Consider the following 25,510-nt stretch of genomic DNA (forward strand, 5'->3'; position numbering starts at 1 on the left):
GAAGCCGTGCTGGTTGGGGCGCTTCAGTACGAAGCGCCCTTTTCATTGCCCGTTCAACAGTCCCTGCCTGCGGCGGTAAAATCGCGCAAGGCGATTGCGCCGCTTTAAAGGTGGAAGTTTGACTGAGTTCGAACAGGGTTTCATTTTGACCCGACATTGGCGGGACACGCCCGCCGGCACGGAAATCGAGTTCTGGCTGGCCACGGACAGCGGGCCGCGCCACATCCGTCTGCGGCCTCAGCCGTCCGTCGCCTTCATTCCGGCCGAACATCGCGAACGCGCCGAAACGATTCTACGGCGCGACGCGCCGCTCGATCTGCGTTCGCTCGGATTGCGCGACTTCCAGCATCGGCCGGTCAGCGGGCTTTACTGTACGCAATACCGGCAATTGAAGGGCTTCGAGAAGCGCCTCAGAGAAGGCGGCGTCGATGTCTACGAAGCCGATATCCAGCCGCCCGAGCGCTACATGATGGAGCGCTTCATCACCGCGCCGGTGTGGTTCAGCGGCGTGCCGCAGCAGAATGGTCCGGGGCTCGATGGCCCCTGGCTCGACAGCGAACTCAAACCGTCCAACGAATATCGTCCGCCGTTGAAGCTCGTGTCGCTCGACATCGAAACGAGCGCGCATGCCGAGTTATATTCGATCGCGCTCGAAGGCTGCGGCGAGCGGCAGGTGTATATGCTTGGCCCGCCGAATGGCAACGACGGCAACGACGGCAACGACGGCAACGTCATCGACGCCATCGACTTCAAGCTCGAATACTGCGAAACCCGCGCACAGCTGCTCGAAAAGCTGATCGAGTGGATGGAGCGGCACGATCCCGATGCGATCATCGGCTGGAACCTCGTGCAGTTCGATTTGAAGGTACTGCAACAACATGCCGAACAGTATCGCGTGCCGCTGCGCATCGGACGAGGCGGCGCGGTGATGGAGTGGCGCGAACACGGCGTCACGCGCAATCACTTTTTCGCGGGTGTGGCGGGTCGTTGGGTCATCGACGGCATCGAGGCATTGCGTTCGGCGACGTGGAGCTTCCCTTCGTTCAGCCTCGAATACGTGTCGCGCTCGGTGCTGGGCGAAGGCAAGGCGATCGACAATCCGTATCAGCGCATGGACGAAATCCAGCGCCGCTTCGACGAAGACAAGCCCGCGCTCGCGCGTTACAACCTGAAGGACTGCGAGCTCGTCACGCGTATCTTCGCGAAGACCGAGTTGCTGCCGTTCCTGCTCGAACGCGCGACCGTGACCGGCCTGCCCGCCGATCGCAGCGGCGGCTCGGTCGCGGCGTTCACGCATCTGTACATGCCGCGCATGCATCGGCAGGGCTATGTCGCGCCGAATCTCGGCGACGTGGCCGGCGCCGCGAGCCCCGGCGGATTCGTGATGGATTCGCGGCCCGGGCTCTACGACTCGGTGCTCGTGCTCGACTACAAGAGCCTGTATCCGTCGATCATTCGTACGTTTCTGATCGACCCGCTCGGTCTGGTCGAAGGGATGCTGCATCCCGACGACGCGAGCTCGGTGCCGGGCTTTCTCGGCGCGCGCTTTTCGCGCACGCGTCACTGCTTACCGTCGATCGTCGCGCAGGTGTGGCAGGCACGCGAAGTGGCCAAGCGCGAGCACAACAAGCCACTATCGCAGGCGCTGAAGATCATCATGAACGCGTTCTATGGCGTGCTAGGCTCGACCGGCTGCCGCTTCTTCGATCCGCGGCTTGCGTCGTCGATCACGATGCGCGGCCACGAGATCATGCACACGACACGCGAGCTGATCGAGGTGCAAGGCTACGAAGTGATTTACGGCGACACCGATTCGACCTTCGTCTGGCTCAGGCACGCGCATGACGAGGAAGACGCCGCGCGCATCGGCCGCGCGCTCGTCGAACATATCAACGCGGCGTGGCGGCAGAAGCTGCAGGCGCGCTTCGGTATCGACAGTGCGTTGGAACTGCAATTCGAGCGGCACTATCGGCGCTTTTTCATGCCGACGGTGCGCGGTGCCGAGGAAGGCAGCAAGAAACGCTACGCAGGACTTACGGTATTGCCGGACGGCCGCGAGGACGTGGTCTACAAAGGGCTCGAAACCGTGCGCACCGATTGGACGCCGCTTGCGCAGCAGTTTCAGCAGGAACTGTATCGGCGCATCTTCAAGGAGCAGCCGTATCAGGATTACGTGCGCGACTATGTGCGCGATACGCTCGCCGGCCGGCTCGACGATCAGCTCGTCTATCGCAAGCAGTTGCGCAGACCGATCGACGCTTACGAGCGCAACGTGCCACCGCATGTGCGCGCGGCACGCGTCGCCGATGAGTTCAATCGCCGGCAGGGACGTCCGCTGCAATATCAGAACGGCGGCTGGATCAGCTACGTGATGACGGTGGCCGGCCCCGAGCCGCTCGAAACGCTGCGCTCGGCGATCGACTACGAGCACTATCTGACGCGGCAATTGCAGCCGGTTGCCGACGCGATTCTGCCGTTGCTACGCGACGATTTCACGACGCTGACGTCGGGGCAGAAGCAGTTGTTCTGATCGGGGCGGCGAACGCGCGGCTGCGAGCATGGACGAATTGCCTACTTCACCATGGACGGGGGCTCGGCCTCTTCATCGGAGTGCGTGTTATGCACAGCAAAGGTGCGGCAGGGCGAGTTGCCGCGGGTCGCGTATCGCATGCTTCGCGCTCTCCAGGCCGGCGTAAATCGACGGCGCAATGTAACTGTGCCGCTACATCGGGGATGGCTAAAAATGTCAATCGGACACCGGTAATCGGTGATTAACGGCGGAAAAAAACTAATCCTTAGTTTTGATTTGCAACCCTATCAATAGAATTAGAGCGCCTTCATAATCTGAAGTATTCTAATTTCTTCGGTTGTCCGCGCAATTGGCCGGATTTGCATTGTTGCTTGACCTAACCCTTTATTGTCCTATAGTGCCATTTGATCCGCCTCAGAAATATTGTGGGGGCGTGTGTCTGATATCCCTGAATCTGTAGCCCAACGATCTGCAACGACAGGAGAAGATGCATGAAAGCAATCCACGCCGTCAAACTGGTCGGTACCGCCCTTCTGATTTCGGGTTCGATTCACGCCTATGCGCAGGCGAGCAACGCTAACGCCCCTGAGTCTGCCCCGACCACGACGCCCGAAGCCCGATCGCATTACAAGTCAATGAAAGCAGCGAACCGGGCACTACAGCGTCAGGTTCGAAATGCGCTGGTGAAAGATAGGAACATCTCAACGGCCAATATCACAGTGCGCGCCCGCGATGGTGCTGTCACGCTGCAGGGCAGCGTACCGCTTCAGGCACAAAGCGACCGGGCAACCGAGGTGGCGAAAGGGGTACCTGGCGTAACTTCGGTCAGGAACGCGCTGTCGATCCGTCCTGTGGGCACCTGAAGCAGTCCTGGGCCCCGCTTTGCAGGAAGGTCGGCGCTCTGACCGTGCATTCCATTGATGGCATAGCCAATGCTGCACATGGCGGCGGGCCGGCTCGACAGCCGGCCTTCGCTAGGTGGATATCTTCTCGAGTTCGAGCCCTTTCGTCTTCGGCCCCATCAAGCCAATCGCCAGCATCACGATCAGCATCGCGCCCGCGATGAACACGAACACGCCGGTCGTCCCGAAGTAGCGCAACACGGCCGCGATCAGAAAGGCCGTGAAAATCGCGGAAAAGCGGCTCCACGAGTAGACGAAGCCGACCGCGCGCGCCCGGATGCTGGTCGGAAACAGTTCGGCCTGGTACGCGTGATAACTGTACGAAATGATGTTGCCGGCCAGCGTCAGGCACACTCCGAGGCTCACGAGGAGCACCGCACCCGATGCCTGACTGAACCACAACCCGCACACGATATTGACGCCGGCCATCACGACGATCACCGTCTTGCGCTCGAAGCGGTCGCCGATAAACAGCCCGATGATCGGACCGAGCGGCGCGGCCAATGCGATCACGCTCGAATACATCAGGCTCGTCGTAATCGTGATGCCCTGCTTGATCAGCAGCGTCGGCACCCAGTTCGCGAAGCCATAGAAGCCGACCGTCTGGAAGATGTTGAAGATCGTCATCATCAGCGTGCGGCCGCGGTACGGCGGTACCCACATGTCGCGGAAACTGCCGCGCGGTGGGATCGGCACCGGCGGCGCCGGCGGCGGCAACTCGCGGCCATATTCGTGACGTACCTTCGCCTCGAGCGCGTTCATCACGCGGTCGGCTTCGGCGAGCCGTCCTTGCTGCGCGAGCCAACGCGGGCTTTCCGGCAACGCGCGGCGAATCCACCAGACGAATAGCGCGCCATGCGCGCCGATCAGCACGACCCAGCGCCAGCCCTCCAGACCGAACAGCGTGCGCGGCACCAGCAGAAACGATAGAAACGCGACCACCGGCACGGCCGTGAAGCCGACCGCCTGCTCGCACGCGAACGCGCGGCCGCGGATCTGTTTCGGCACCAGCTCGGAGATGTACGTGCCGATCGTCACCAGCTCGACGCCGATGCCGACACCGGCGACGAAGCGCCAGAAATTAAGGCCCGTCGCGCTCTCCTGAAACGCCATCACGAGGTTGGTAGTAGTTATTGTATATATATAGGGCTCCACCAGCGCAATCCCCTGCCACGCTTGGGTTTGCCGGATTTCCGTCGAGCGTCGGGTTATCGGGAACCGTTCCTTCTGATCGAGCGTATCGAACCCCGAGGGCCGCGCCCTGTGCTACCAGAAACCCGTGGAACTGCTCGAAAAATGGGACATCCTTATTTGCTGGCTGATGCCGGCGTTCTTGGTTGCATTGCACAAGTGGGCACTGTAACTGTACGTCGTCCGGCGGACGCATTTCGACCCTGACCAGCCCTACGGGCAACTTTCTCGAATGTCGCCTCTTTCCTGGCGGATTCAACCGGTCGATGCAATAGTTCGATGGAATCGTTCAGCCGGTGTTTCGTAATCCAGTGTCTTTCGTGGTCGCTCGTTCAGCCTTCGTGCCACGGCGTTGAGTTTGGCCTGTGAGTAGACCGACAGGTCGATGCCTTTCGGAAAGTACTGTCTTAACAGACCGTTGGTATTTTCGTTCGAGCCGCGTTGCCAGGGGTGTTTGGGATCACAGAAATACACGGCAATGTCGGTGGCGATAGTGAACCGTTTGTGGTCCGCCATCTCTGTTCCCCGATCCCACGTAAGCGATTTATAGAGTTCCTGAGGCAGCTTTCCAGCGTGTTTGATGAGCGCATTGGCAACCGATTCACTGTCCTTGCTCGCGATCTTCACCAGCATGACGTAGCGTGTCTGACGCTCTACCAGCGTTGCAATCTGGCTGCCGCCGCTGCCACACAGGAGATCTCCCTCCCAGTGCCCCGGCACCGCACGGTCTTCCACAGTGGCGGGGCGCTCACGGATTGATACCGCGTCACGGATCCTGCCGTGATCGTCCGTTTTCTGCGTGTGATGGCGCGAGCGGCGCATGGCCCGGGTGCGCCGCAAATGCTCCAGCAACTCTTTCTTCAGTGCACCCCGTGCCTGGATGAAAAGACTGCGATAGATGGTTTCGTGTGACACGCGGTAGTCCTCGCTGCCTGGCCAGGCGCGTTTGAGCCATCCAGCAATCTGCTGGGGCGACCACTGCAACTGGAGCTTGTTGGCCACGATATGAGCCAGCATCCGGTGCTCGACCAGTTTGCAGACTTTCGGGCGCAGCGACCGATCCCATGCAAGCTGGTCGGCATGGCTGGCCCGATAGCCGGCCTGCCCACTGTTGCGCTTGATCTCGCGACAGATCGTGGACGGTGATCGCGACAGTCGCCGGGCAATTGACTGAATCGAATCGCCGGCGACGAGACCTCGCGAAATCTCCTCGCGTTCGGCAAGCGTCAGCGCCAGCCTCGATCGTCGGCGTGGCGCAGGCTGGATTCCTCCAGTTTGCGCCAGAATTCCCTGTACTGACGAGTGATTGCGGTCAAATAGCTGGGCGATGTGCTGCAACGACTCGCCTTTACGCCAGCGTTCCCACATCAACGCCTTCTGGCTTTCGCTGTAATAGATCCGGCGCCTCTGTTTCATTTGCAACACTCCCGCCGTTCATGCGACGTTCATTGTGTTGCATCGACCGGTTGAATCCGCCCCTCCATAGCAGTCGTTCTGCCATTAAGGCACGGTTGCGCCTACCCGAAAGCCGCCTATTTGTTTTCACCCGTCGTCGGTCGAGAATATGTATTATGCGTCAAACAGTGGAGCCTTTTTGTCGGTGCTCACATTTTATGTCCTGTTGGAGTGGCTTGGCTCAGGTGACAATCCGCTTGTAACGTCCGTGATTTTCTGTGCACCAAAATGACGCCGAAGTAAAACGCCCCACTATTCGCAAAAAATGAATTTCCCATGCTAACTAATCGCCGCGGGGTATCGCCAAATTGCGCCATTACTTAGACCTAACTTGCAATATCCAAAAATGTTATCTATTTTCGTAGCATTAACAAATTCCACTTCGCACGACTTTCCGTATTCAAATGCTGCCTCGACGTGCTGGTTTGCCGTGATGGGAGCCGATTTAGAAAAATCGTTAATATACCGATACACTGAACCAAATTATGTGATTACATGACTTGTTGAGACGGCCGTACTAGCGCAGATTGCAAGGAACGGCAAACATAGAAGGGTTCAGTAAGTCAGCGCGAAGGACTGCCCGCCTCGTAGGCGGTCGCCGGATAGGAGATCATTATGGCACTGTTTCTTCAAAGTAATTGGCGATTCTGTTCAAAGTGCTTCTGTCTATGGTATAACGGGCAGCCGACGAATGGTGTCTGTGCCGCGGGTGGTGAGCACACCGACCTCGCCTCCAGCGGTGGTCCGTCACAGCCCCCGGCCCAGCCTCAAGGAGGCCCGACGAGCGGGGATTATAATCTCGTGCATGAGTGAGTGATAAACGGGAGAACCCCGTCATTGAGCGCGCGTAAGAACTAGCGGGTTCGAGTGAAGTGACGGGTTGGTTCATCATTGAATGCCCGGCGTCGGGAATATCGAGTCGGGGGCTGTGTTTACGCCGTTGAGACAAGCCAAGCGGAATCACCCCTCGACTGGCCGGCAATGGGGCCGTTTGAACTTTTGTATATGTGATAATGTTTGTAGATTGCCGGAAAAAGATGGCTATCCAAGTGCCGGCCGCGATTCTCCGTTGAAGGAGCAATTGAACGGCGAGAAGCCACGGGCAAATTCCCCGAAGCGTCGTAGACCAGAGGGGCAATCGAAGTCTTAGCTGCCTCACACAGCGCTTGAAAATCAAAACTGGTCGACCTAGGAATCGTCTTTCGATGTTCCTTCGCCAAATGACGGGTCGCCGCTCAACAAGAGACGTTCGTCATGCGATTGCAAAGGACTGCTTGTGGCCGGGTGCCGACTCATGCAATTTGCATAAGCAGATCCAACCTCGACAGCCAGCGATCGGCGGCACACGACCCGCAAGGGACGGTCGTTTTTCGCTAAAGCGGACGCTTGCATTAGCATGCGCATCACTCAAAAAGAATGACAGCGGTGAAATGAAGGTTGTGCTGACCATCCTCAAAGTAGAGGTTGGGGACGTACCGGATCTTCTTCTCGTGGTTGTTGAATACCTCGTTGTAATCCGGGTTGTTGCCCACGGTGTTGGACCGAAGCTTGGCGAAGTAAGTCTTCGTATCGTCTAGGGAATAGGCGACCTGCCCTTGGTCGCTCCGGTAGAAACAGCAAAAACTTTGACCGGTCGCCACTGGCTTTAGTGCAAGAAGGTTTTCGCTTGTCAGAGTGATGAACTCGGCAGTCCCCATTACCTTATCCAGGTGCGCTACGTTGAGGTCGGCGCCTCTGACCATTCTGTTCCATGTCGAGCGCAGACATGCAAGAAAGTCGTCCTTTTTCAGGCCAAACTCGATAAACGCGAAGTAAGTGAGTAGCAGGGTGAGCTTCTCAATGCGGGTTGATAGAAGAGGATATTCATCGGGAGGTATGGTGATAATGTCGCCGTGCGCTATCTCATCGCGGATTTTCCTGAGTCTGATAAAGGCATCCGAAGACAGATTGATGATTTTGACTATGTCGGGGTCGGTCTGAGAGATGACAATCTCAGTTTTTTCCTGGAGTGTGTATTCACGAGTCTGGAACACTGAGTCGGCTAAATCTTTCACCCCCTGAACCTGCTCGTTGGTCAGGGTAAGTTCACTCTTGTCCAGCTTTTCGTGAAAGCGCTTGACTGCCTTCGTGGGTATCCCGATGGTTTTCTTGCCAAGGCTCTGTGTTTGAGATGAGACGTAAGCTTCCCAAAGGGTGACATAGCCCAGAACCTTGTATTCCCAGAAGTCGTTGTAACGCTTCATCCCTGATAGTCGCAACCAGAGCGGATCGCGCAACTCTGAGGGAAAGAAGTTCTGGACTATCGTCTGCCACGCGGCTTCAAAGATGGGCTTTTTGAGGAAGTAGTCGTGGCTCCCTTTCTTGCGTGTGCCAGTGTCTGCTTCAGGCTCGTAATACGGAAAGAAGGCGTAGCCCGAACTGCCGTTATCAGACTTTATGCCAACGCTTGAAATTGATGCGGGTGTGCCCAGAAGGATGCTCAACAACGCCAGCAAGTCGGTCGTGTATCGTCTCACGTTACTTATGCTCAAGGCGGTAATGCTCTCAATGCTGAAGAGAACCGAATCCTTGATTAAATGACCGTCGTCTGTCTGGTCGATGCTGGTATGCGGGTAAGCTTTGACGGTGATGTTCTTGTCATCAAGCGTCAGACTCGCACTTATCTCGTGAGGTGTATTAACCCATTCGATCTTTGCTCCTGGCTTGCCCTGCATGCGCTGGTATTCAAAAAACCAAGGGGATATGTCAAGAATCTCGACTTCTGCCAGAACGAAAGCGTCGGTTGCCTCCGTGCTAACGATGTATTGGCACGAGAGAAATAGCTGTTCAAACTGGCAGTCAAAGAGGGTGAAGTGTCGACCGTCCTCGGTGACTGCATGAACCTCATCAAGTGTTTGGCGTTCGGTGAGCTTGAGAGTGCTCAGGCTGAATTGAAGGGTTGTGCCTTCTCCCGGTCCGAAAGTAAGCCTGCCATCTCCTAATTGCCCGAGTGTGGCGTGAGTCGCCGTTACGCTGTAGCTGTAGTCTTGGGTGAAGATGATTTCGGATTTCATGGTTTTTAGCGTCTTATCGTTCTTCGATGTCGTGGCTGTCAGCGTTGTAGCGGTAGCGCTCGACTCCATGTCGTGTGCGAAGAGTTTAGGTCGTCATGCCAGTCGATTCCGGAAGATACTCGAACCGTGAACGAGACATGGGGGCATGTCGTGATGAATGGTTAAGGTTGGGCCGACTCTGATTGAGTGAATTCTCAGATTTTCGACGATTCAGGCACCAATGTCGAACGACCGGTGTTGGCCGACCTGTGCCTCATGCAACCGCGATGGATGACTTCGAGCACTTCTGCGCCTGCACGGGCTGCTCCGAGGAACTGATCGGCCCGCAAGCGTTCGCGTGGGTAAAGCTCGCCTACATCGACGCCAAGACAACCGCGTCGTGCTAGCAACCCCGGGCCGACGACCACCGCCGCAAGTCGACCCGTTGCGGTCGGATGGACCGACGCGACCCGACCGGCCGCTTCCGAGATACAACGGCCGTTTGCACCCACAAGCTTTCACATGAAGCTGCCAATAATTACAAACAGCAATCGACAGCCCTCCTAGTCCATCGGCCGCCTCAGCAGCAGCGTCCATGGTGCACCCGTCACCAGGAACACCCAGATTTCGCCGCAACCGACAAACCCAGGCTGCTGCTCGTGCCGTCAGCGCGGCCAATGCGCCCTGACACGGCGGGACGCCCGGAACCCAACTCGTGGAAGCAGAGTGCATAAAGGCCAACCCCAAGGGAGTCGCTTTCGCTTCCGAAGGGTCAGTCGGTGCCGCGCGAGGCCCGGCACAGGGTGGAGAATTTCATATCTGCGCCGGCGCCTCGCTTCACCAGATTGGATCCGCCTCACCTGGGCTTGACGTACTGCGCCAGTTTCGGAAAGGCAGAGTCGGCCAGCTCGTCCAGCAGCGGCTTCAGCGTGTCCAGCGTGATGATCTGTTGATCGGCGACCCGTGCCAAGCGCTGGCCTGTGCCTACCCGCTCCCTCTCCGCCAGCAACTCGCCCGTGGCGCTGTCTGTTTCCTCGACTTCAATGACGACGAACGCCCGTTGCGGCGTACCCGTCACGGTCCTTGCGGCCATGGTGGCCACAAAGGCAAGAGGAAGGTACTGGTAGGGCTCGAGGTGCTCCCCTTGCGCTGCGATGCCAGTGAACGCGGCGCGAATCCGCAACACGCCGGGTCCGGCACAATCGACCACCCTGAACCGTCGGCTGAGCGACCGCTTAAGTGTGTCGTTGGAGTAGGCGAGAATTTGTTGTAGCGTCTCGGCGCTCACCTGTTCGCTCGGCCTCGGCTCCGGGTAGAAGACGAGCGGATCGAACAGTACAGCATTGTAGTGGGCGGGCGTGAGCTTGGGGCTCACCCAATCCATAATGGTGCCGCCTTGGGTGTCCCTGGTCTCTGCCAAACGGGAGTAATCCCTCAGGAAGCCAGAATTCTTCGTGACATTGGATTCAGGCGAGCATGCTCCGAGGATCACAGTGAGGATAACGACGCCCGCCTTGCCTGCGACCGGCTTCTTCACGAATTATCTCCTTCGTACCGTTAGACTGCGGCCACATGCGGAGTCTCGTGTTGTTGCCGCCCCGTCCAGATAGCACTGAAAGCATGCGAAGCGTACGGCGCGCAGAGCTGAAGTAACGCTTTATGGAGTTATTCTGGTCGTCGTCCCGAGAAGGGGCCGCGCGACCCGTCACTGCACCGCTTGATCACCGGCAAGTACCGAATCGCTATATCGGCGACTCAAACACAATAGTCGTAAAGAAGGCGTTCGGCAATGACACCACCTGACGGAGCATGAATTACAACTTTGGCCGACGGGTTGAAGCGCAACGGCGGCATGCCAATGTCCGTTACCTACGCGGCCATTTGACGGTCCATGCGAGCGTCCAGCGGAACAGCTGGAGATGACCGTCTTCGCCTGTCGGCGATTGGCGGTACGCGACGCGTTGCGGACCCTGGCCATGTCGACTCGGACCAAGCAGAGGCGTCAATGAGAATCTTCCCGGATTCTATTTCGCAAGCACTCTTCGATCGCGGCGGTTTGAAAGCCGTCTTCGATCACGCCAGAAAGCTTGTAGTGGCCACGATCATCGTTGCGGCAGGCTTCGAGACGGCGAACGCTTTGACACCATCGACCTCCTTGGCGTGCTCAATCCCCTGTTTGCGAGCTATGTTGTTGCTGGAACAGGATGCGCACGCATAGCTCTCAACTTCACGGATGGACTTCGAAAGCTGGCGACATTGCGGCGGCACCTTGCATTACAGGGCGAGCGTGATCATCGTGAGAAGGTCCATTAACTGGGCGCAGCGGACGTTCGAGCGTCCGCGCGAATTCGCGGTGGAACGGCCGCTCCTGGCCCGAGGGTGTGTCAAAACTCGAAATTCCCCGGTTTTCGGGTGTCGCTTTACCCTTCCCCAAGTGCCTCGAAGCCAATATAGAGCGTTCTGGTGCGTCAACTTTCACAGTCGCCAACGAAGCCCCACGTTTTGACACACCCTCGGCCGATCACTGCCTGATGCAATCGGCATGCATCGCTCGGACTTCGCAAGGCAGCGATCGGCGGCACGCGACCCGTTCCGGTCGTCGAACCAGGCGCCTGCCCGACGGCCGCTATCTGGGGATTGTGTTGAAAAAGTCTTGTTTTTGTCGGAGACGCCGGAGTTGGCGGCATGTTTTCGAGTTGTGGCGATCGGCGAAGCGGCGAAGCTGTGCGAGGCAACGATCCTCGTTTCTCGTCATGCCACTGCCTGGTTCATCTGCTTGCTTCCTGACATGAAACGCTTGGCCATTCTTCGCAGGTTTTGCGCAGTCGCCGCCATCAGGAATTCATCATGGGCGCCGCTTGGACCCCGCAGGCGCAGACGGTCCAACTTCAGAATGCGCTTGAGATGGGCAAAGAGCATTTCCACCTTCTTTCGCTCACGGCAAGATCGCTTGTATTCAGGCGTTTTCGCAATATGCCTCGTTTCGTCACGCGCAGCTTCATGGATGCTGCGGGCGATCTTGCGGAATGGTGTATTCGGACAGCAGCGATCCTTCATCGAACAGCTTTCGCAGTCGAACTGGCTTGCCCGATAGATGATCGTGCCAGCCTTAGTGACGCGCGAGCGCGGATTTCTGAAGTTGCGCCGATCACTGCGTAGTGTGTGACCGGTGGGACAGCGATATTCATTGGCCAGTTCATCCCATTGGAACTCGCTGCTGGACAATGTGTTGTCCTTGCGCGTCGTTTTGTCCCAGACCGGAACATGTGGTGCAATTTCCTTCTCGTCGATCATCCAGGCAAGCATCGCTGCCGAGCCATACGCGGTGTCGCCTGCAAGACGTCGGGGCTTGAGATCGTGCCGCCGCTCAACGCGGTCAATCATCGTCCTGGTTGATTCCACTTCGTGCGAGCGGTTCGCGGGCGTCGCCTCGACGTCAACGATGATCCCTGCCTGCAGGTCAATCAGATAATTGGTCGAGTAGGCGAAGAACGCCGGGCTACCCTTGGCGGCTGTCCAGCTCGCAGCGGGATCGGTCAGAGATATTCTCTTTGGAGGTGTCGATGTCTCTGCCTCCTCGACCGCGTCTGCGCCGGCCGGGTTCGCTTCCTCTAATACCTTTAGATATTCCCGTACTGCGCGGCTTTGGTCCTTGACGCAACCCCAGTTGATGGACTCAGTACCTGGGACACCGTGTGCAGGGCTTGCATCGGCCCTTACGATGCTTGCGTCAATCGCGAAACCTTCACCCTTTACGAGCCCCTCGGACATGCAGCGACCCAGCACCGACTCGAACACATGGCGTAACACATCGCTATCGCGGAAGCGACCGTGGCGGTTCTTGGAGAAGGTCGAGTGTTCGGGTACGACGTCCTCCAGACCCAGTCGACAGAACCACCGATATGCAAGGTTCAAATGGACCTCCTCGCATAACCTGCGTTCGGACCGGATGCCGAAGCAGTAGCCCACAATCAACATGCGGATCATGAGCTCCGGATCAATCGACGGCCGTCCCATTGGACTGTAGAACGGCGCGAGATGCTGGCGCAGATCGCGAAGGTCGAGGAAGTGATCAATGCCTCTCAACAGGTGTTCGCGAGGGACGTGACTATCAAGGTTGAACGAGTAGAAGAGTTTGTCCTGTCCACTGCCCAGTTGACCCATCATGACGAATCACTCCCGTCGATCGATGTCTTCCAGGATACCGAACATTCCGAACCACGGGCGACTTTTTCAACACAATCTGGGGGCACCGGCCATTCACGCCATATCAACAGCAGGCGCGGCCGTGGGTGCTTCCCCGCGTGACTCATCCCTGCTCTTCGAAGACGGCTTTGACCTTGCCGTTGTCGATCGCTCGCTTTAGCACAGCGTGGTCCGCTTCAGTCTCATCGGCGTACGCGACCGAAAAGGCGGCCAGCGCCTTGTCGAACGCGTCGCTCTTGCCCAGGTATCCACTGATCACGGAGGGATCTCCGGAGCGCGCGTGAGAAAGCGCCAGCGACCAGCCGCACCAGTCAGCGAAGACGGTCATCTCGGCCTTGCCGAACGTCTCGACGGCAAACTTGATCTTGACGTCCCGGAGCTGACGCACATAATAATGGCTCCCCGCGCTTCCCTCAGTCCACCCCAGAAAGATGTCACTCGATGGCTGCATCAGCCGGTGGCCATTCACGACGCGCTGCCCGTGGTTCGGGTAGACACTTTTGCCCGCATAGGCCTCCAGAACCGACGCTCGCGCCTGCTTGAGCTGGAGAATGAGCGGATCTCCTGCGCCGTCCATGAGCAGGGCCACCCAGCAGCGGGTGCCGACGCTCCCGACGCCGACCACCTTGATCGCAGCATCCAGCAGCCTGTAGTGATCGAGCATCACGCGGCAGGCGGGCGTCAGATTTTCGCAGTAGCGGGCAAAGGCATTCGCGATCCCGGGGTCGATTTCCCCTGCGCGCTGCCCTTTCAGGCGAAAGAGGATGGGCGGCTGTTCCTTGATGAGCGCCGTGTGGCCCGTCCCCTCCACGAGCTTGGGAAAAACGTCTTCCGCGAGGTTGGTTTCGCGTGCCGTCGCGAGGCCCTTGATGGCGCGGCGGCGGATGCGCGGTTCCGCGATGGTCGAAAGTAGCATTTCGGCTTCGAGGGCAAAATACCAGCGGTCCAGCGATCTCATTTGGCTGAATTCGGCCATGTGTTCGCGGTACGACCTGACACAGGTGAGGACCGTGTCCCTGGCGGTGGATTCACTCAGACCATTGTCGCGACAGGCGATCACGAAGCTCGCCGCGAGGCGCTTGAGATCCCACTCCCAGGGGGCCGGGAGGGTTTCGTCGAGATCGTTGATCGCGAAGATGACATTGCGCTCCGGTGTGGCAAAACAACGGAAGTTGACGAGGTGGGCATCGCCTGCGCACTGGACACGCACGCCGGTGCTCGGCGTGGACGCCAGGTCCTCCGCCATGTTGAGCGCTGCGCCGCGATAAAAGGTAAAAGGCGACGCCACCATGCGCCCGTGGCGGAGCGGAATCAGTTCCGGCATACGCCCCTTGTCGGATTCCTGCACCAGATGCACTGGGTCCGGGCGGTTGCCGGGTGGCTTCCAGCTGCCATGCAGGGCGCGCGGGCATTTTTCGCGCAGACTCTTGCCCAGCGCACGGCGCTCCGCCCGCGAAAGATGGTGGGTGACGGCCGGCCGCGGTCCGGATTCGGCCTGCTCTGCGCCTTCACCCAATTCCAACGAGACGTCTTCCATGGCAAACCCCTCAGACTTCCCACCACGATAAGTCTTCGCCACCCTCTTGAATTGACGCAGGTCAAGCGACCGGATGCACAAAGCACTCTTCGCCGCTCTCCACAGACGCGGACGCTTGTGCCAGGGCGTCCGTCTCGCGGCCATTTGGCGCTGAAGAACCGACGTCACCCGGCAAAGCGTTCGCCGAGTTGTTTGCGATACAGAGAAGCACGCAGGATATGTCGCTTGAGCGGCCAGCCGAAGCTGTCCATCGTCTGACTTCGTTTTCGAGCCGTTCGGTCGCGCAACGCACCCTGGCGGTTCGGTATCGTGAGACTGCCCCGTGCCGTATAGCTGGCTCCAACGCGGGGCTCATTGCCTCCGGGCATTGTTCTTCATGAGAAAGAATGTAAGGGCGGCAACCACAAGTGCTAGCGCACCACCAAAAGCGGCGATGTCACGGGTACCGTCCCAGGCTACGGCCTCGCGCAGGAACAGGACGGCGAGGACGGCAATAACGACGCTGACCAAATTTCCTTTCAGGTCTTCGAGATTGTGGACTTCCAGCCATTTCGGCAACGGTAGCTTGTCATCAATGAACAGCGAATAGAGACCGATACTGATGATGTAGACAGCGATAGCAATCAGAAATACATCGACTGCCTCAATTATCCCAACCGCGGATGTTTTTACCGACGTGGCCGAGACAGAGCCGGCCCGGACCGTATCAATGGCACTCGTGGATAAGACTATCGCCGCATATAAAATCAACGCCACAGAACCCAAAAACGTCGCGACGACGGGAACGATCATGATGTAGCGGCTCGACGCCACGATATGTCGCAGCATGAAAGGAATCTCTCTTAGGTAAGCGTGTTTGAGCAAGGTGGAGACCGGTCACACTGTGCTCCCGAGCGCCACGAAAATGAGTTCAACCTCGCTGCGGATACGGGAAGAAAATACGCCATCGTCGCGCCAACAGACGATTCTCGTAATCCCGGCCTTTGGCAGGGGCGGCGGTTGCGTGTATTGGTCGCACACCTTCGCCGGCAAGGGCGTCCGCAAGGTTGTGAAGCTTGCTGACAGTCAAGTGAGCATTGGTCACGATTCGCACAGGTGCTACGTGTCGTGCGTGCGCTGAAGGGCCGCGCCGCGCTTCGTGTGGCGCTCGGGAAATCGGTTTTTATCCGTAAATGGGCAGGAGCAGGAACAGCTTGATGACGATCGCATTCGCGATGTCGATAAAAAACGCGCCCACCATCGGCACCACCAGAAAGGCCAGGTGGGAAGGTCCGAAGCGCTCCGTAATGGCTTGCATATTGGCGATCGCAGTCGGCGTGGCGCCGAGGCCGAACCCACAGTGCCCGGCGGCCAGCACCGCCGCGTCATAGTTGCGGCCCATCACGCGGAACGTGATGAAGATCGCATACGCGGCCATCGCAAGCGCCTGCACGACCAGGATCGCGAGAAGCGGAAGCGCAAGCGAGGCGAGATCCCACAAACGTAGACTCATTAGCGCGGTCGCGAGAAAGAGCGCGAGGCTGACATTGCCAAGCAGCGATACGGCGAGTTCGAAGGGCTGGTACCAGCCAGGCAGCGCCAGGCCATTGCGCAGAACAACGCCGACGAACAAAACACACACGAATGTGGGTAGCTCGAACGCGGTGCCGCTCAACCAGGACGAGAGCACCGCGCCGACCGCGAGACAGACGGCGATCAGCGCCACGGTTTCGATGACGGCCTCAACCGTGATCGGGCGCACTGCCTTGGGCTGTTCAAACCCCGTTGTGTCCACGACGCCGGTCTCCGGGGCGGGGGCGAGGCGATGCCGTGTAATGAGAAAACGCGCGACCGGGCCGCCGATCAATCCCCCGAGGATCAAGCCGAACGTTGCGCAGGCAAGCGCAATCTCCGTTGCCGATGCGAGCCCGTGGCGCTCGGCGAACACCTTGGCCCACGCTGCGCCGGTACCATGACCGCCCGACAGGGTCACCGACGCCCCGAGCAGGCCGAGCAGGCGATCTTGTCCCAACGCCCAGGCGAGGCCGATGCCGAGCGCATCCTGCATCACGAGCAGGCCCACCACCGCACAGAGAAAGACGATCAAGGCCCGTCCGCCGGCTTTAAGGCTCGCCAGATCCGCATTGAGACCGATGGTGGCGAAGAAAGCGAGCATCAGTGGCGTCTGAAGCGTCGGGTCGAACTGCACTTCGATTCGCAAGATGCTGCGTAACGCAAACACGAGCAGCGCGACGAGCAATCCGCCGACAACCGGTTCGGGGATGGTGTAAGTACGCAGTATGCGTGTCCGGGCAAGGAGCAGCCGCCCGAGCAGAAGAACGAGGGCAGCGGCCATCAGCGTTTCCGGTGTGTCGAGCCTGAGCATGCTTGTCTCCAGTAGCGAGGTCGATCAGTCAATCCCCTGAGATCGGGTTGTCCTGGTATGACCTGGCTTGAGCCTGAGAAGCAGATAGCAAGTAACGCCGGATAGCGTTGAGGCCGTGATCACGCCCGACCGTAGCGACGGTATAGCGAACGCGATGGCACCCTCCGCAAGCATAGCGCGGACGCCGGATTTCAGAGCGAGTCCCCACGAGGTCACGCCGACAATAACATACGGCTCGCCCGCACCGGTCATGTTTCGACTGACGTCAAGCCGGCTCCTTTGACAGATGAAACGCGGGTGACCTGCGGACAATGAAAGGCCGAAAATCGTGCGCAGGAGACCCATGAGTGTCCGGCGACGCGAACGCATGAAAGACTGCAATTGGCCGGCTAGGGAAGTACATGACGCAGGGAAGCTTCGCCGGATTCGAGCAAAACTGGCCCAAGAGACGTCACTCGCCGGTCTTGTTCAGAGCGGCACCCGGCCATTTCTTCAGCCTGACCAGAACAAGGGTGCAGCAACCACCCGCAGCCATAATGGAGGCAATGGCGAAAGCCCAGCCGAAATACAGGCCGTGATCAATGAGCGCCCCCGCAACAAGTGGCGCAATGATGTTGCAGACCGCCATCAGCGACGTATTCAAGCCCATGATTGCACCCTGCTGCTGAGGTGACGATGTCATGGACAACGCGGCCATCAGTGTTGGCCTGGTCATCGCCGTTCCTACACTTGCCATGACAAGGCCGACGGCCAGCGGCGCAAGCCCTGGTAGAAAATTGAAAATGCTCAACCCTATGGAAAACAGTAGCAGGCTGACAGCAGCAAGCAGGTTCTCAGGAATCACTTCATCGAGTTTTTTCATCGCGACGGTCTGAACGATGATGTTGATGGCCCCGGACGCGGTGAAGATATAGCCCACCTCACGCGGTCCAAAAGCGGCTCCGTTCCAGACGTAGTGCGCCTGAAGAAACAGCGCGAACTGCGAGACGTACATGGAAAAGCCAAAATAGAACAGTGCCAGCACAAGAAGCACCGGCGCAGCGCCCGGAGACAAAAGCGTGCGCCATAGGGACAGCACCTGGCGCTTTCCCTTACTCGGCGCTGATTTATCGTCGCCCGGCAGGAAGATCACGTTGACCGTCGCGCTCAACGCCGATAATAACGCCGCAGCCAGGATCGGAGCGGAGATCGAGATACGCGATAACCCCGCTGAGAGTGACGGGCCAACCATCATACCTACCCCGACGGCTGCGCTGACGAGTCCGATAGCGCGACGCCGGTTTTGCGGTGAGCTGTGATCAACGGCATAGGCACTCGCGACCGAGAGATTTCCAGAAGTGATGCCGTCCAGGATACGCGCCAGAAAGACAATCAGAAGGTTGCCCGCGCAGGCGAGCAGCACGAGGCTGACAAACGTGCCGATCTGGCTACCCAGCAGGACCCCTTTGCGTCCAAAGCGATCGGAAAGTCTGCCGAGCATCGGGGCGGCGATTAACTGGCCGAGCGAAAAGATGGCCACCAGCGCGCCGAGGGCGAACGGGCTGGCGCCAAAGTGCTGCGAATAGAACGGCAGCAGCGGCAAAATGACCCCCATGCCGATGGCGTCGATAGCCACCAGCCCAAACAGGGGGGCCATGACGCGCACTGGCAGGCGGTCCGCATCGGCTGACATGACCATCACACTCATGGATGACTGACGTCATGCCCGCCGTGTGCCCGTTCCTGCACGAACTCGCCGGCCATAATGCGCTCGTGGATCTGCTCTGGCATAACGCCTGCAAGACGCGCGGCGACCAGCTTGTCGGGATCGACGAGGCTCCGCCGTGCATGCCCCTGCGAGGGGTTGCGCATGTGCTCGGTTGCGGTCCAGTCGTTGCCGTAGTTGTTGACGTTGAGTTCGACCGCGTTGCCATCCGGGTCCGCGTAATTGAATACGGTTTGGAAGCCTTCACCTGCAGCAAACAGAGGCATGATGCCAAGGCCCTTCAGGCGCACGTAAGTGCCTAACAGGTCGTCCAGGGTGCGGTATTCGAAGGCAACATGCTGCATGCCGGCCCGTCGACTGGCATCCGGCGCATGGCCCGGCAGCTCAAAGAACACGATGCGGTGGTGCACCTCATCGTTACTGACAAATGCTGCCCGGAAAGGCGGCCCACCCTGTGCGCCCCCGTCGTTGCCGAAGCGATGGTTGATCGTCATGCCCAGCACCTGGCGATACCATTCGGTCATCGCATCGAGGTTGCCGGTGACCAGCCCGAAGTGCTGAAGCTTCGGGCGAATGGTGATTTCGGTATTCATTTGACACGCTCCTTTGAACCAGTTGGTCGAAACTGAACGATACCGTTTCGTTCAGTTAACGTAACAGGGGCGTTTCGACGTGTCAACCCTCATCGAAACGAAATCGTTTCGTTTCTTTACAGCCCATCACCCGTCGTGGTACATCAGTGATGTTCCATTACCCAGGCCTCGGCCGCCCCACGCATGCCAAACCCTAAAATCGCCGTCCCCAAAAAGGCGGGACCTGTTGCCTCCGCGAGCTCTTCCGTGCGCACCGGACGCCCTCCGGGAACGCTCTCCGGCGAGGTTGACGAACGTATCCTCGACGCCGCCTACCAGGTATTCGTGGAGCGCGGCCTCCACGGCGCGAGCATTGACGAAATATCCCGCCTGGCGCGCGCCGGCAAACCCAGTATTTATGCGCGGTTCGCGACCAAGGAGGCGCTCTTTGCGGCGGTGGGCATGCGCAACGCTGCCAGGGTGAGCGCGCATTTCGGCAACTATGGGAACACCGGGGCAACCCTCGAGGCGAGGTTGAGCAACATCGGACAGGAGATGCTTGGGCAACTGCTCGCAGACGAGGTCATCGACTTCATGCGGCTGTCCGCGGCGGAAGCACGGCGCGTCCCTGAACTTGCCCATTTCGGGCGAGGCGCACGCGAGCGCGGTGCCGCGGCCGCCCTGGAAGCCCTGCGCGGGGCCACGAATGCAGCGGACATTCGGCGGTACCCTGCCCTCGGACCCGGACGCATCGAGCGAACAACGCGGTTTTTTCTTGATCTGATCGTTGGCCCGCTGCTCATGCGCGCGCTCGTTGGCGAAAACCTGAAGGTCCTGCGGGCGCAGATCGAGCCGCACGTAAAGGACAGCGTCGCCTTTTTCCTGGCAGGGTGCCGCACCGCCTGACGCGTCAGAATGACGGGCGTGCGGTCTTCACCTGACCCGCAACCGCCTTGATCTGATCGAGCAGCCACCGCCCGGCAGGCCCCGGCGGCGTATCAGTCCTGTAGATGGCCGACAGAGAAATGGCAACGTTCGCCCGCGTCTCTTCAAACTCCAGCGGCACGAGCGCGCCACTCTCCACGTTGGCCTGAACGACGTGCAGCGGCATGCCGCCCCGACCCAGTCCGGCCTTCAGGAAGGCAAGCAAAGCTGCACACCAGCTTCAATTACGGCACCGTCTCATGCCGTCCGTTGGTCGGCTGGTCCCAGTAGATCACCGGACGTTCACTGCACTTGGGTCAATGGCCGGACAGGGTCGCGTGCTGCCGATCGCGGTCTTCCGATGGTTCAGGCATCGCATGCCGACTGCATGGGGCAGCACGCGGCCATGAAGCGTCATTCGCCCGTACCGTCGATCGGACATTCAGAGGTCGGGTCAGCTCTGCTAAACGGTCATTGGACCCCAAAGGCCCATTACGGCCTGTATCCGTATGACGAGCGTCCCATACGTTGGGGTCGGCGCTCAAATTGACTGCACAAGTAAGCCACGCCGCGTTATTAATATATGTGCAGCCTTATCGTCTTCCGGCCGCGCGCCTCGGAGCTATTTCCCGCCTTCCCTGCGCTGATGCCGCGCCTGCGCTCGGACGTGGGTCATGAATGCTTTGCTAGGAACGCTAGCAGCGCATCGTTCATAGCCTTCGGATTGCGCAGCTGCACCAGGTGGTCAGCGCCGGTTACGACCACCCGCTCGCTTCCGGCAATACAACGGAGGAGGACATTGTCGATTTCCCGGAAGAACGCAATGGTGTGGTCCCCTTCGATGATAAGCGTCGGTGCCTTGATGTTCCCAACCTGAACGCAACCCACTGCGGGTGGCGTAGCAGCCATAAACGGTCCCATCGTCCTGGCGTTATCACTCAGCATCGCGACGAAAGTAGGCGGCAGTTTCTCCCAGCCGTTTGAATCGCCGAGCACCGAATCCATCATGACTTGAGTCGCTTTCAGCGAATCGCCCGTTTTCAACGCGTCTTTTGCCATTGGCGCAGGCTTGAAAAATTCCCCGGCTGCCGCCTTTCCTGCTGGAGAATCTAGAACCGTGAAAATGGATGCTTCCTCGAGGACCAGCGATTTCACCAGTTCCGGGTGCTCCATCGCGAGTTGCGCTGCTACCTGGCCCCCGAAGGAGTGCCCGACGATGTGAACCGGGCCAACATTGAGCGATTTGATAAAAGCCGCCAGGTCGGCTGTATGCGTCTGCATGCTGTAAAGGCTACCGTCGTCTTGCCACTCGTTGGGCATGTGATATCGCATGCTGTACGAGACAAACCGGTAGTGCGCCGACACTGCGTCGCGCTGCGCCGTCCACGCTCTGGTGTCGGCCCAGGCGCCATGCACGAAAACGACCGTCTCACCCTGTCCAGCTTCGGTATACGCGAGGTGAGTTCCATTAACCGATGCGACCTTTTCAGGCGGATAAATTGGCGGATTTTTACAGGCGGTAAATGAAAGTGACGCTGCCAATAGAGGAACGACCAAAATTAGCTGCTTAATGGTTTTCACGGGATGTCTCCTGGGAATTCAGTGGCGATGCCTTCCCGAGTGCAGCCACCGGGCCGGCACACCGCATTGCGCGGGTACGAGCGCCTGCCACGTGAATCCTCAACTGAGGGTTCGCCGTCGGACTCTACGACAGGGATGACGCGGGCCGCGCGGGAGAAGCAAAGGGTCAGTGCGTTGCCTTTTGGCAACGGGCTCACGCCGCTAGTCGTGGCGTATGCAGTGGGCAACCCTGCTGTCGTTATAGGTCAATCCCCGGAGATTGCTAGCCACATGGATAGCATGAACCCCTGCGTTCGCAAACGGCCGCGGCTCCCTGGAAGCCGACGCTTGCGTGGCGTTGGGTCGAACGCGCAGTGGGTCGGCTACGGCCAACGCATCGGGCGACTGTCGGCCACAAGCCGCCGGTCGAGGTCGCCATCCAAACTGAATAACCAAGGGCCTCTTTCGCCCTTCCTCAATTGCCGGTCTCCGGCGAGCGAATTACCGGTGGCACTGCCTCAACCCGGCCATGAAGGGTCGTCCGTCTCTATCATCAATCCGACGTTCAGATGTCCGTTGCCCACCGCTAAGCGGCCGGGTGAAAGAGTGTCACGGGCTGACACTGTCTAATTTGTCGCCGCGGTCATTTGACGATAGCGCATTGCGTTCGAATAGCCTGTATGTATGTGAAGTCATATTTCCGCGCTCGGGTTCTTAAAGGCCGTGTCGCGCGGGTGAGTTCGACCAGCCTCTGCGGGAAAATCTCGCCCCAGCCTGCGCGATAGTGCGGCGCGCGCAAAGCGTTGCATGACCAAGAACTGCTTGAGCGGGCCCATGAAGTAGCTCAAGGAGGGACTGTCTTCGACTTGTTGCAAATCTCGTGTGATCGTTCGGATGTACGGGCGTATGTTCGTTCGGGCAAGTACGAGGACGCCTTGCGCCATTTCGACCAAATCGTCTTTGCGGAACAAATGCGGGGTCTGACCACTGCGGTTTCCGGCTGGCGTGCCAACTCCCTGTTTAATCTCTGCGACGGCCGAGCAGCCTTTGGCGAAATAAATGAGCAAGCCACCCAGGATCCAATAACGCCGCCAAATCTTAGTAAGCAAAAGACAAAAGCGAAGCGATTGAGCGCATTCTCTGACAGCGCCGGAATTGCGTCGGAAAATTTAATAAAAGTGACCTAATCTTCGTTCCATTGGTTAAGGGCGCCCTTAGGGCCGCCGCTATAGGACACATAGGACTCCAAGCGACGAGGACGTCCGTTCGTATGCAGTTCGATGCATCGCTCGACTAGGCCATTGAAACAAGAGCGATTGGCATAGCACGGGTTTGAAAACATCGAGGCGCGGCCGCGGAGGTTGCCATGAGTTCCGAGTCGTCAGAGGAAGATACTCCGCGCGCCCGTCTGGCGAGCGATATCGCGCGTTGCGAGTTGTGCATTTCGCTTGCGGCGCGTGCCGGCGTGCGAATCCCGCAAGAGAAAGTTCGCGCGGTCAAGATTGCGCGGATCGCCTTCGAAGCGAACGAAATGACACCGGAGATCGAGGCGAGTTTCTATGTCGCGATGGCCGATATCGTCGCGCGGTCGCCGTATCCGAGCAGGACGATCTCGGACGATCTCGCGCATTGCTCGGATGTCGTCACGCACGCGGGCCTAAGCGGCAAGCCACTCGACCGCGACGACGTCAAGGCGCTCGCGCAAGCGCGCGACGCGCAACGCAACTTCAACTGGAACGCCACCGTCGAAGCGCCGTTCTACGATGCCATGAGCCGCGTCACGCACGCGGTCGCGCCCGTCGTGGCCGAGACGGTTGGGGCCGAAGCACGCAAGGGAGCGCGTCTCGCGATCAGGAACTATTCGTGGTCCGCCCTCGGGCTGACCTGTCTGCTGCTGGCGTTGTCTTGCCTGATGTTCGTTGTCAGTGAAATTTCTGACGACGTGCATGTTCAGATCGAGAAGAATGATCCGATCGCCCTCAATTTGCACAATCAGTTGCAGGCGTATGCCGCCGCGCTCAATCGCGCGAATATCTCTGCGACGTCGAAAGGCGATTTATCGGGCAATGAACTCGAACAAATCCAGAACTCGCCAGAAGCCGTGGCGATCAAGGACACGCTTCAAACCTTCGCGTCCAATAACAGGCAGCTTTATAGCGACATCGAACGGGCGCGCAGCGCGAGCCACTTGTTCTTCTGGCTTCCGAATTCGGTGGGCGATCGCCTTTACAAGTTCTTCGGATACGACTGGGGCGAGCCTTGGGGCGCGGTGGCAAGCCAGTATGCGAAGAAGTGCGACACGCCGACCGTTTCCAGTTTGCCTAACGAAAACACAGCTTTGCTGAGCGGTATAACCTTTGGGTTTCACATGGAATCTTCGACGGCCGGTGACGATTGGGAATGCACGGTCGATTCCCGCCGGCGCGCGCTCGAAATCGATTTACCGCTTTTCAATATCGGTCTCACGGCGGATCAGAAGCATCACATGATTCCCGATGACACCGTTAATCAAGGCTTTCAGAAGATCGCCACGTATCAGCAGATTCGCGCGACCGCGAACTATGCGCGCGAAAATTTCCTGACCTTCGTCGGCATGACAACGGGCTTCATCTTGCCGATCTTCTACGCGTGGCTCGGCGCGATAGCGGCCATTCTGCGCAGGCTGCGCGACGACACCGCGACGTGCCTGTTCCATCCCGAGTATTCGAAGGTCGCCAACCGCGCACATGTGACGACGGCAGTGATCGTCGGTATTTCGATCGGCCTGTTCAGCGATCTCGTCAAGGGCGGCACAGAGTTCTCTCCGCTGGCGATGGCGTTCGTCGCGGGATATGCATCGGACCGCTTCTTCGAGTTTATCGATCGTCTTGTGCAGACGCTGTTTCCATCCGATCGCACGCAGGTGTTTCAGCCGCCCGAACCGAAGCGCGACACGCCGCCGCCCGTGGGGCTTGCGCCGCGTCCTAACCGAGCATGATTGGGAAACCGAACTAAGCGCCTATCCCACCTTGTCCATGTCGTGATCGCAACGCCGAGCACGGCGACGCTCATCGCCCACCAAGCGGCCGTCCGCAGCACTTCGCCGCGCATGAAGTACGACAGCAGCGCCGATCCCGGCGACACGGCGCCGAGGCTTTAGATTTTCTTCGTCACCAGAGTGAATGGGCGAATAGCGAACCAGCGCAACTTGGCGTCATCCCCCTAGACAAAAAGCTACCGAAAATAGACGGTCACGAGATGTTGGCGGCGGTGAAGGCTGATGAAGCGCTGAAGCACATCCCCATCGTCATGTTGACTTCATCGCGAGAACGGATTGACTTGCTGAAAACTACGATCTCGGGGTGAATGCGTACGTGGTCAAGCCGGTCGAGTTCGGGGAGTTCATGGACGCTATTCAAGGCATCGGCTCGTTCTGGATTGTAATGAACGAGGCACGCCCACAAATTAGCGGTGAAAGATTGGCGTGATTGTCCTGACGCTCGTCGCGGGAAGTTGACCGGAGCATAGGGCGTTCAAACGACACACTTAACG

18 protein-coding genes and 1 pseudogene are annotated in these 25,510 nt (G+C 58.9%); 6 read left to right on the forward strand and 13 right to left on the reverse strand.

The features are described 5' to 3' along the window. The first annotated feature begins 118 nt into the window (after positions 1-118). Positions 119-2,530 (forward strand): DNA polymerase II, encoded by a 2,412-nt coding sequence (locus OKW45_RS09420; protein ID WP_429467467.1) that lies wholly within the window; start codon positions 119-121, stop codon positions 2,528-2,530. A gap of 491 nt (positions 2,531-3,021) precedes the next feature. Then, positions 3,022-3,393 (forward strand): BON domain-containing protein, encoded by a 372-nt coding sequence (locus OKW45_RS09425; RefSeq protein WP_187617365.1) that lies wholly within the window; start codon positions 3,022-3,024, stop codon positions 3,391-3,393. Between the two features lie 111 nt (positions 3,394-3,504). Here OKW45_RS09425 and OKW45_RS09430 read toward each other — a convergent pair. From OKW45_RS09430 to OKW45_RS09445, 4 genes and pseudogenes are all read right to left on the reverse strand, one after another. Then, positions 3,505-4,563 (reverse strand): annotated as a pseudogene (locus OKW45_RS09430) (MFS transporter); the annotation flags it as partial. A gap of 315 nt (positions 4,564-4,878) precedes the next feature. Then, positions 4,879-6,039, reverse strand: coding sequence for an IS30 family transposase (locus OKW45_RS09435; RefSeq protein WP_429467470.1), 1,161 nt, complete (start codon positions 6,037-6,039; stop codon positions 4,879-4,881). Positions 6,040-7,481: 1,442 nt separating this feature from the next. Then, positions 7,482-9,131, reverse strand: coding sequence for an ApeA N-terminal domain 1-containing protein (locus OKW45_RS09440; protein ID WP_429467473.1), 1,650 nt, complete (start codon positions 9,129-9,131; stop codon positions 7,482-7,484). A gap of 835 nt (positions 9,132-9,966) precedes the next feature. Next, positions 9,967-10,647: a DUF3313 domain-containing protein gene (locus OKW45_RS09445; protein WP_429467476.1), complete on the reverse strand. Its 681-nt coding sequence runs from the start codon at positions 10,645-10,647 to the stop codon at positions 9,967-9,969. 468 nt (positions 10,648-11,115) lie between these two features. Here OKW45_RS09445 and OKW45_RS09450 point away from each other — a divergent pair, with 468 nt between their 5' ends. Then, positions 11,116-11,328 (forward strand): hypothetical protein, encoded by a 213-nt coding sequence (locus tag OKW45_RS09450; RefSeq protein ID WP_429467479.1) that lies wholly within the window; start codon positions 11,116-11,118, stop codon positions 11,326-11,328. Between the two features lie 533 nt (positions 11,329-11,861). On the opposite strand, the gene OKW45_RS09455 is transcribed toward OKW45_RS09450, so the two are convergent. The 6 genes from OKW45_RS09455 to OKW45_RS09480 form a co-directional block, all read right to left on the reverse strand. Continuing rightward, a complete protein-coding gene (locus tag OKW45_RS09455; RefSeq protein ID WP_429467481.1) occupies positions 11,862-13,277 on the reverse strand; it encodes an IS1182 family transposase in 1,416 nt (471 codons plus the stop codon). Between the two features lie 142 nt (positions 13,278-13,419). Next, positions 13,420-14,853, reverse strand: coding sequence for a DUF2252 domain-containing protein (locus tag OKW45_RS09460; protein ID WP_429467483.1), 1,434 nt, complete (start codon positions 14,851-14,853; stop codon positions 13,420-13,422). A 351-nt stretch (positions 14,854-15,204) separates the two neighbouring features. Further along, a complete protein-coding gene (locus OKW45_RS09465) occupies positions 15,205-15,681 on the reverse strand; it encodes a YqhA family protein (protein WP_429467485.1) in 477 nt (158 codons plus the stop codon). A gap of 334 nt (positions 15,682-16,015) precedes the next feature. Then, positions 16,016-17,218 carry a sodium/glutamate symporter gene (gene gltS, locus OKW45_RS09470; RefSeq protein ID WP_429467490.1) on the reverse strand — a complete coding sequence of 401 codons (1,203 nt, stop codon included), beginning with the start codon at positions 17,216-17,218 and terminating at the stop codon, positions 16,016-16,018. A gap of 451 nt (positions 17,219-17,669) precedes the next feature. Beyond that, positions 17,670-18,890, reverse strand: coding sequence for an MFS transporter (locus OKW45_RS09475; protein ID WP_429467493.1), 1,221 nt, complete (start codon positions 18,888-18,890; stop codon positions 17,670-17,672). Between the two features lie 11 nt (positions 18,891-18,901). Then, positions 18,902-19,516 carry a VOC family protein gene (locus OKW45_RS09480; RefSeq protein WP_429467495.1) on the reverse strand — a complete coding sequence of 205 codons (615 nt, stop codon included), beginning with the start codon at positions 19,514-19,516 and terminating at the stop codon, positions 18,902-18,904. 246 nt (positions 19,517-19,762) lie between these two features. Between OKW45_RS09480 and OKW45_RS09485 the strand changes: the two genes are divergently transcribed. Further along, the gene (locus OKW45_RS09485) at positions 19,763-20,401 is read left to right on the forward strand and encodes a TetR/AcrR family transcriptional regulator (protein ID WP_429467498.1); all 639 of its coding nucleotides are present in this window, start codon (positions 19,763-19,765) and stop codon (positions 20,399-20,401) included. Positions 20,402-20,405: 4 nt separating this feature from the next. Here OKW45_RS09485 and OKW45_RS09490 read toward each other — a convergent pair whose 3' ends face one another. Then, positions 20,406-20,645: a LysR substrate-binding domain-containing protein gene (locus OKW45_RS09490; RefSeq protein WP_429467501.1), complete on the reverse strand. Its 240-nt coding sequence runs from the start codon at positions 20,643-20,645 to the stop codon at positions 20,406-20,408. 446 nt (positions 20,646-21,091) lie between these two features. After that, positions 21,092-22,000: an alpha/beta fold hydrolase gene (locus tag OKW45_RS09495; RefSeq protein ID WP_429467504.1), complete on the reverse strand. Its 909-nt coding sequence runs from the start codon at positions 21,998-22,000 to the stop codon at positions 21,092-21,094. Between the two features lie 782 nt (positions 22,001-22,782). On the opposite strand from OKW45_RS09495, the gene OKW45_RS09500 reads away from it, so the two are divergent. Continuing rightward, on the forward strand, positions 22,783-23,166 hold the full coding sequence (locus OKW45_RS09500; protein ID WP_429467505.1) for a hypothetical protein: 384 nt from the start codon (positions 22,783-22,785) through the stop codon (positions 23,164-23,166). Positions 23,167-23,345: 179 nt separating this feature from the next. Continuing rightward, entirely contained in the window at positions 23,346-24,956 is a 1,611-nt protein-coding gene (locus tag OKW45_RS09505) for a hypothetical protein (protein WP_429467508.1), read from the forward strand. Between the two features lie 253 nt (positions 24,957-25,209). On the opposite strand, the gene OKW45_RS09510 is transcribed toward OKW45_RS09505, so the two are convergent. Continuing rightward, positions 25,210-25,377, reverse strand: a complete 168-nt coding sequence (locus OKW45_RS09510; RefSeq protein ID WP_429467510.1) for a hypothetical protein — start codon at positions 25,375-25,377, stop codon at positions 25,210-25,212. Positions 25,378-25,510 lie beyond the last annotated feature (133 nt).

The organism is Paraburkholderia lebeckiae (assembly GCF_050436225.1).
Taxonomy (GTDB): domain Bacteria; phylum Pseudomonadota; class Gammaproteobacteria; order Burkholderiales; family Burkholderiaceae; genus Paraburkholderia; species Paraburkholderia tuberum.

Coding starts and splice junctions, on each gene's coding strand:
- OKW45_RS09425 (WP_187617365.1), top strand. CDS start 3,022: ATGAAAGCAATCCACGCCGTCAAACTGGTCGGTACCGCCCTTCTGATT.
- OKW45_RS09435 (WP_429467470.1), bottom strand. CDS start 6,039: ATGAAACAGAGGCGCCGGATCTATTACAGCGAAAGCCAGAAGGCGTTG.
- OKW45_RS09440 (WP_429467473.1), bottom strand. CDS start 9,131: ATGAAATCCGAAATCATCTTCACCCAAGACTACAGCTACAGCGTAACG.
- OKW45_RS09450 (WP_429467479.1), top strand. CDS start 11,116: ATGAGAATCTTCCCGGATTCTATTTCGCAAGCACTCTTCGATCGCGGC.
- OKW45_RS09455 (WP_429467481.1), bottom strand. CDS start 13,277: ATGATGGGTCAACTGGGCAGTGGACAGGACAAACTCTTCTACTCGTTC.
- OKW45_RS09460 (WP_429467483.1), bottom strand. CDS start 14,853: ATGGAAGACGTCTCGTTGGAATTGGGTGAAGGCGCAGAGCAGGCCGAA.
- OKW45_RS09465 (WP_429467485.1), bottom strand. CDS start 15,681: ATGCTGCGACATATCGTGGCGTCGAGCCGCTACATCATGATCGTTCCC.
- gltS (WP_429467490.1), bottom strand. CDS start 17,218: ATGCTCAGGCTCGACACACCGGAAACGCTGATGGCCGCTGCCCTCGTT.
- OKW45_RS09475 (WP_429467493.1), bottom strand. CDS start 18,890: ATGTCAGCCGATGCGGACCGCCTGCCAGTGCGCGTCATGGCCCCCCTG.
- OKW45_RS09480 (WP_429467495.1), bottom strand. CDS start 19,516: ATGAATACCGAAATCACCATTCGCCCGAAGCTTCAGCACTTCGGGCTG.
- OKW45_RS09505 (WP_429467508.1), top strand. CDS start 23,346: ATGAGTTCCGAGTCGTCAGAGGAAGATACTCCGCGCGCCCGTCTGGCG.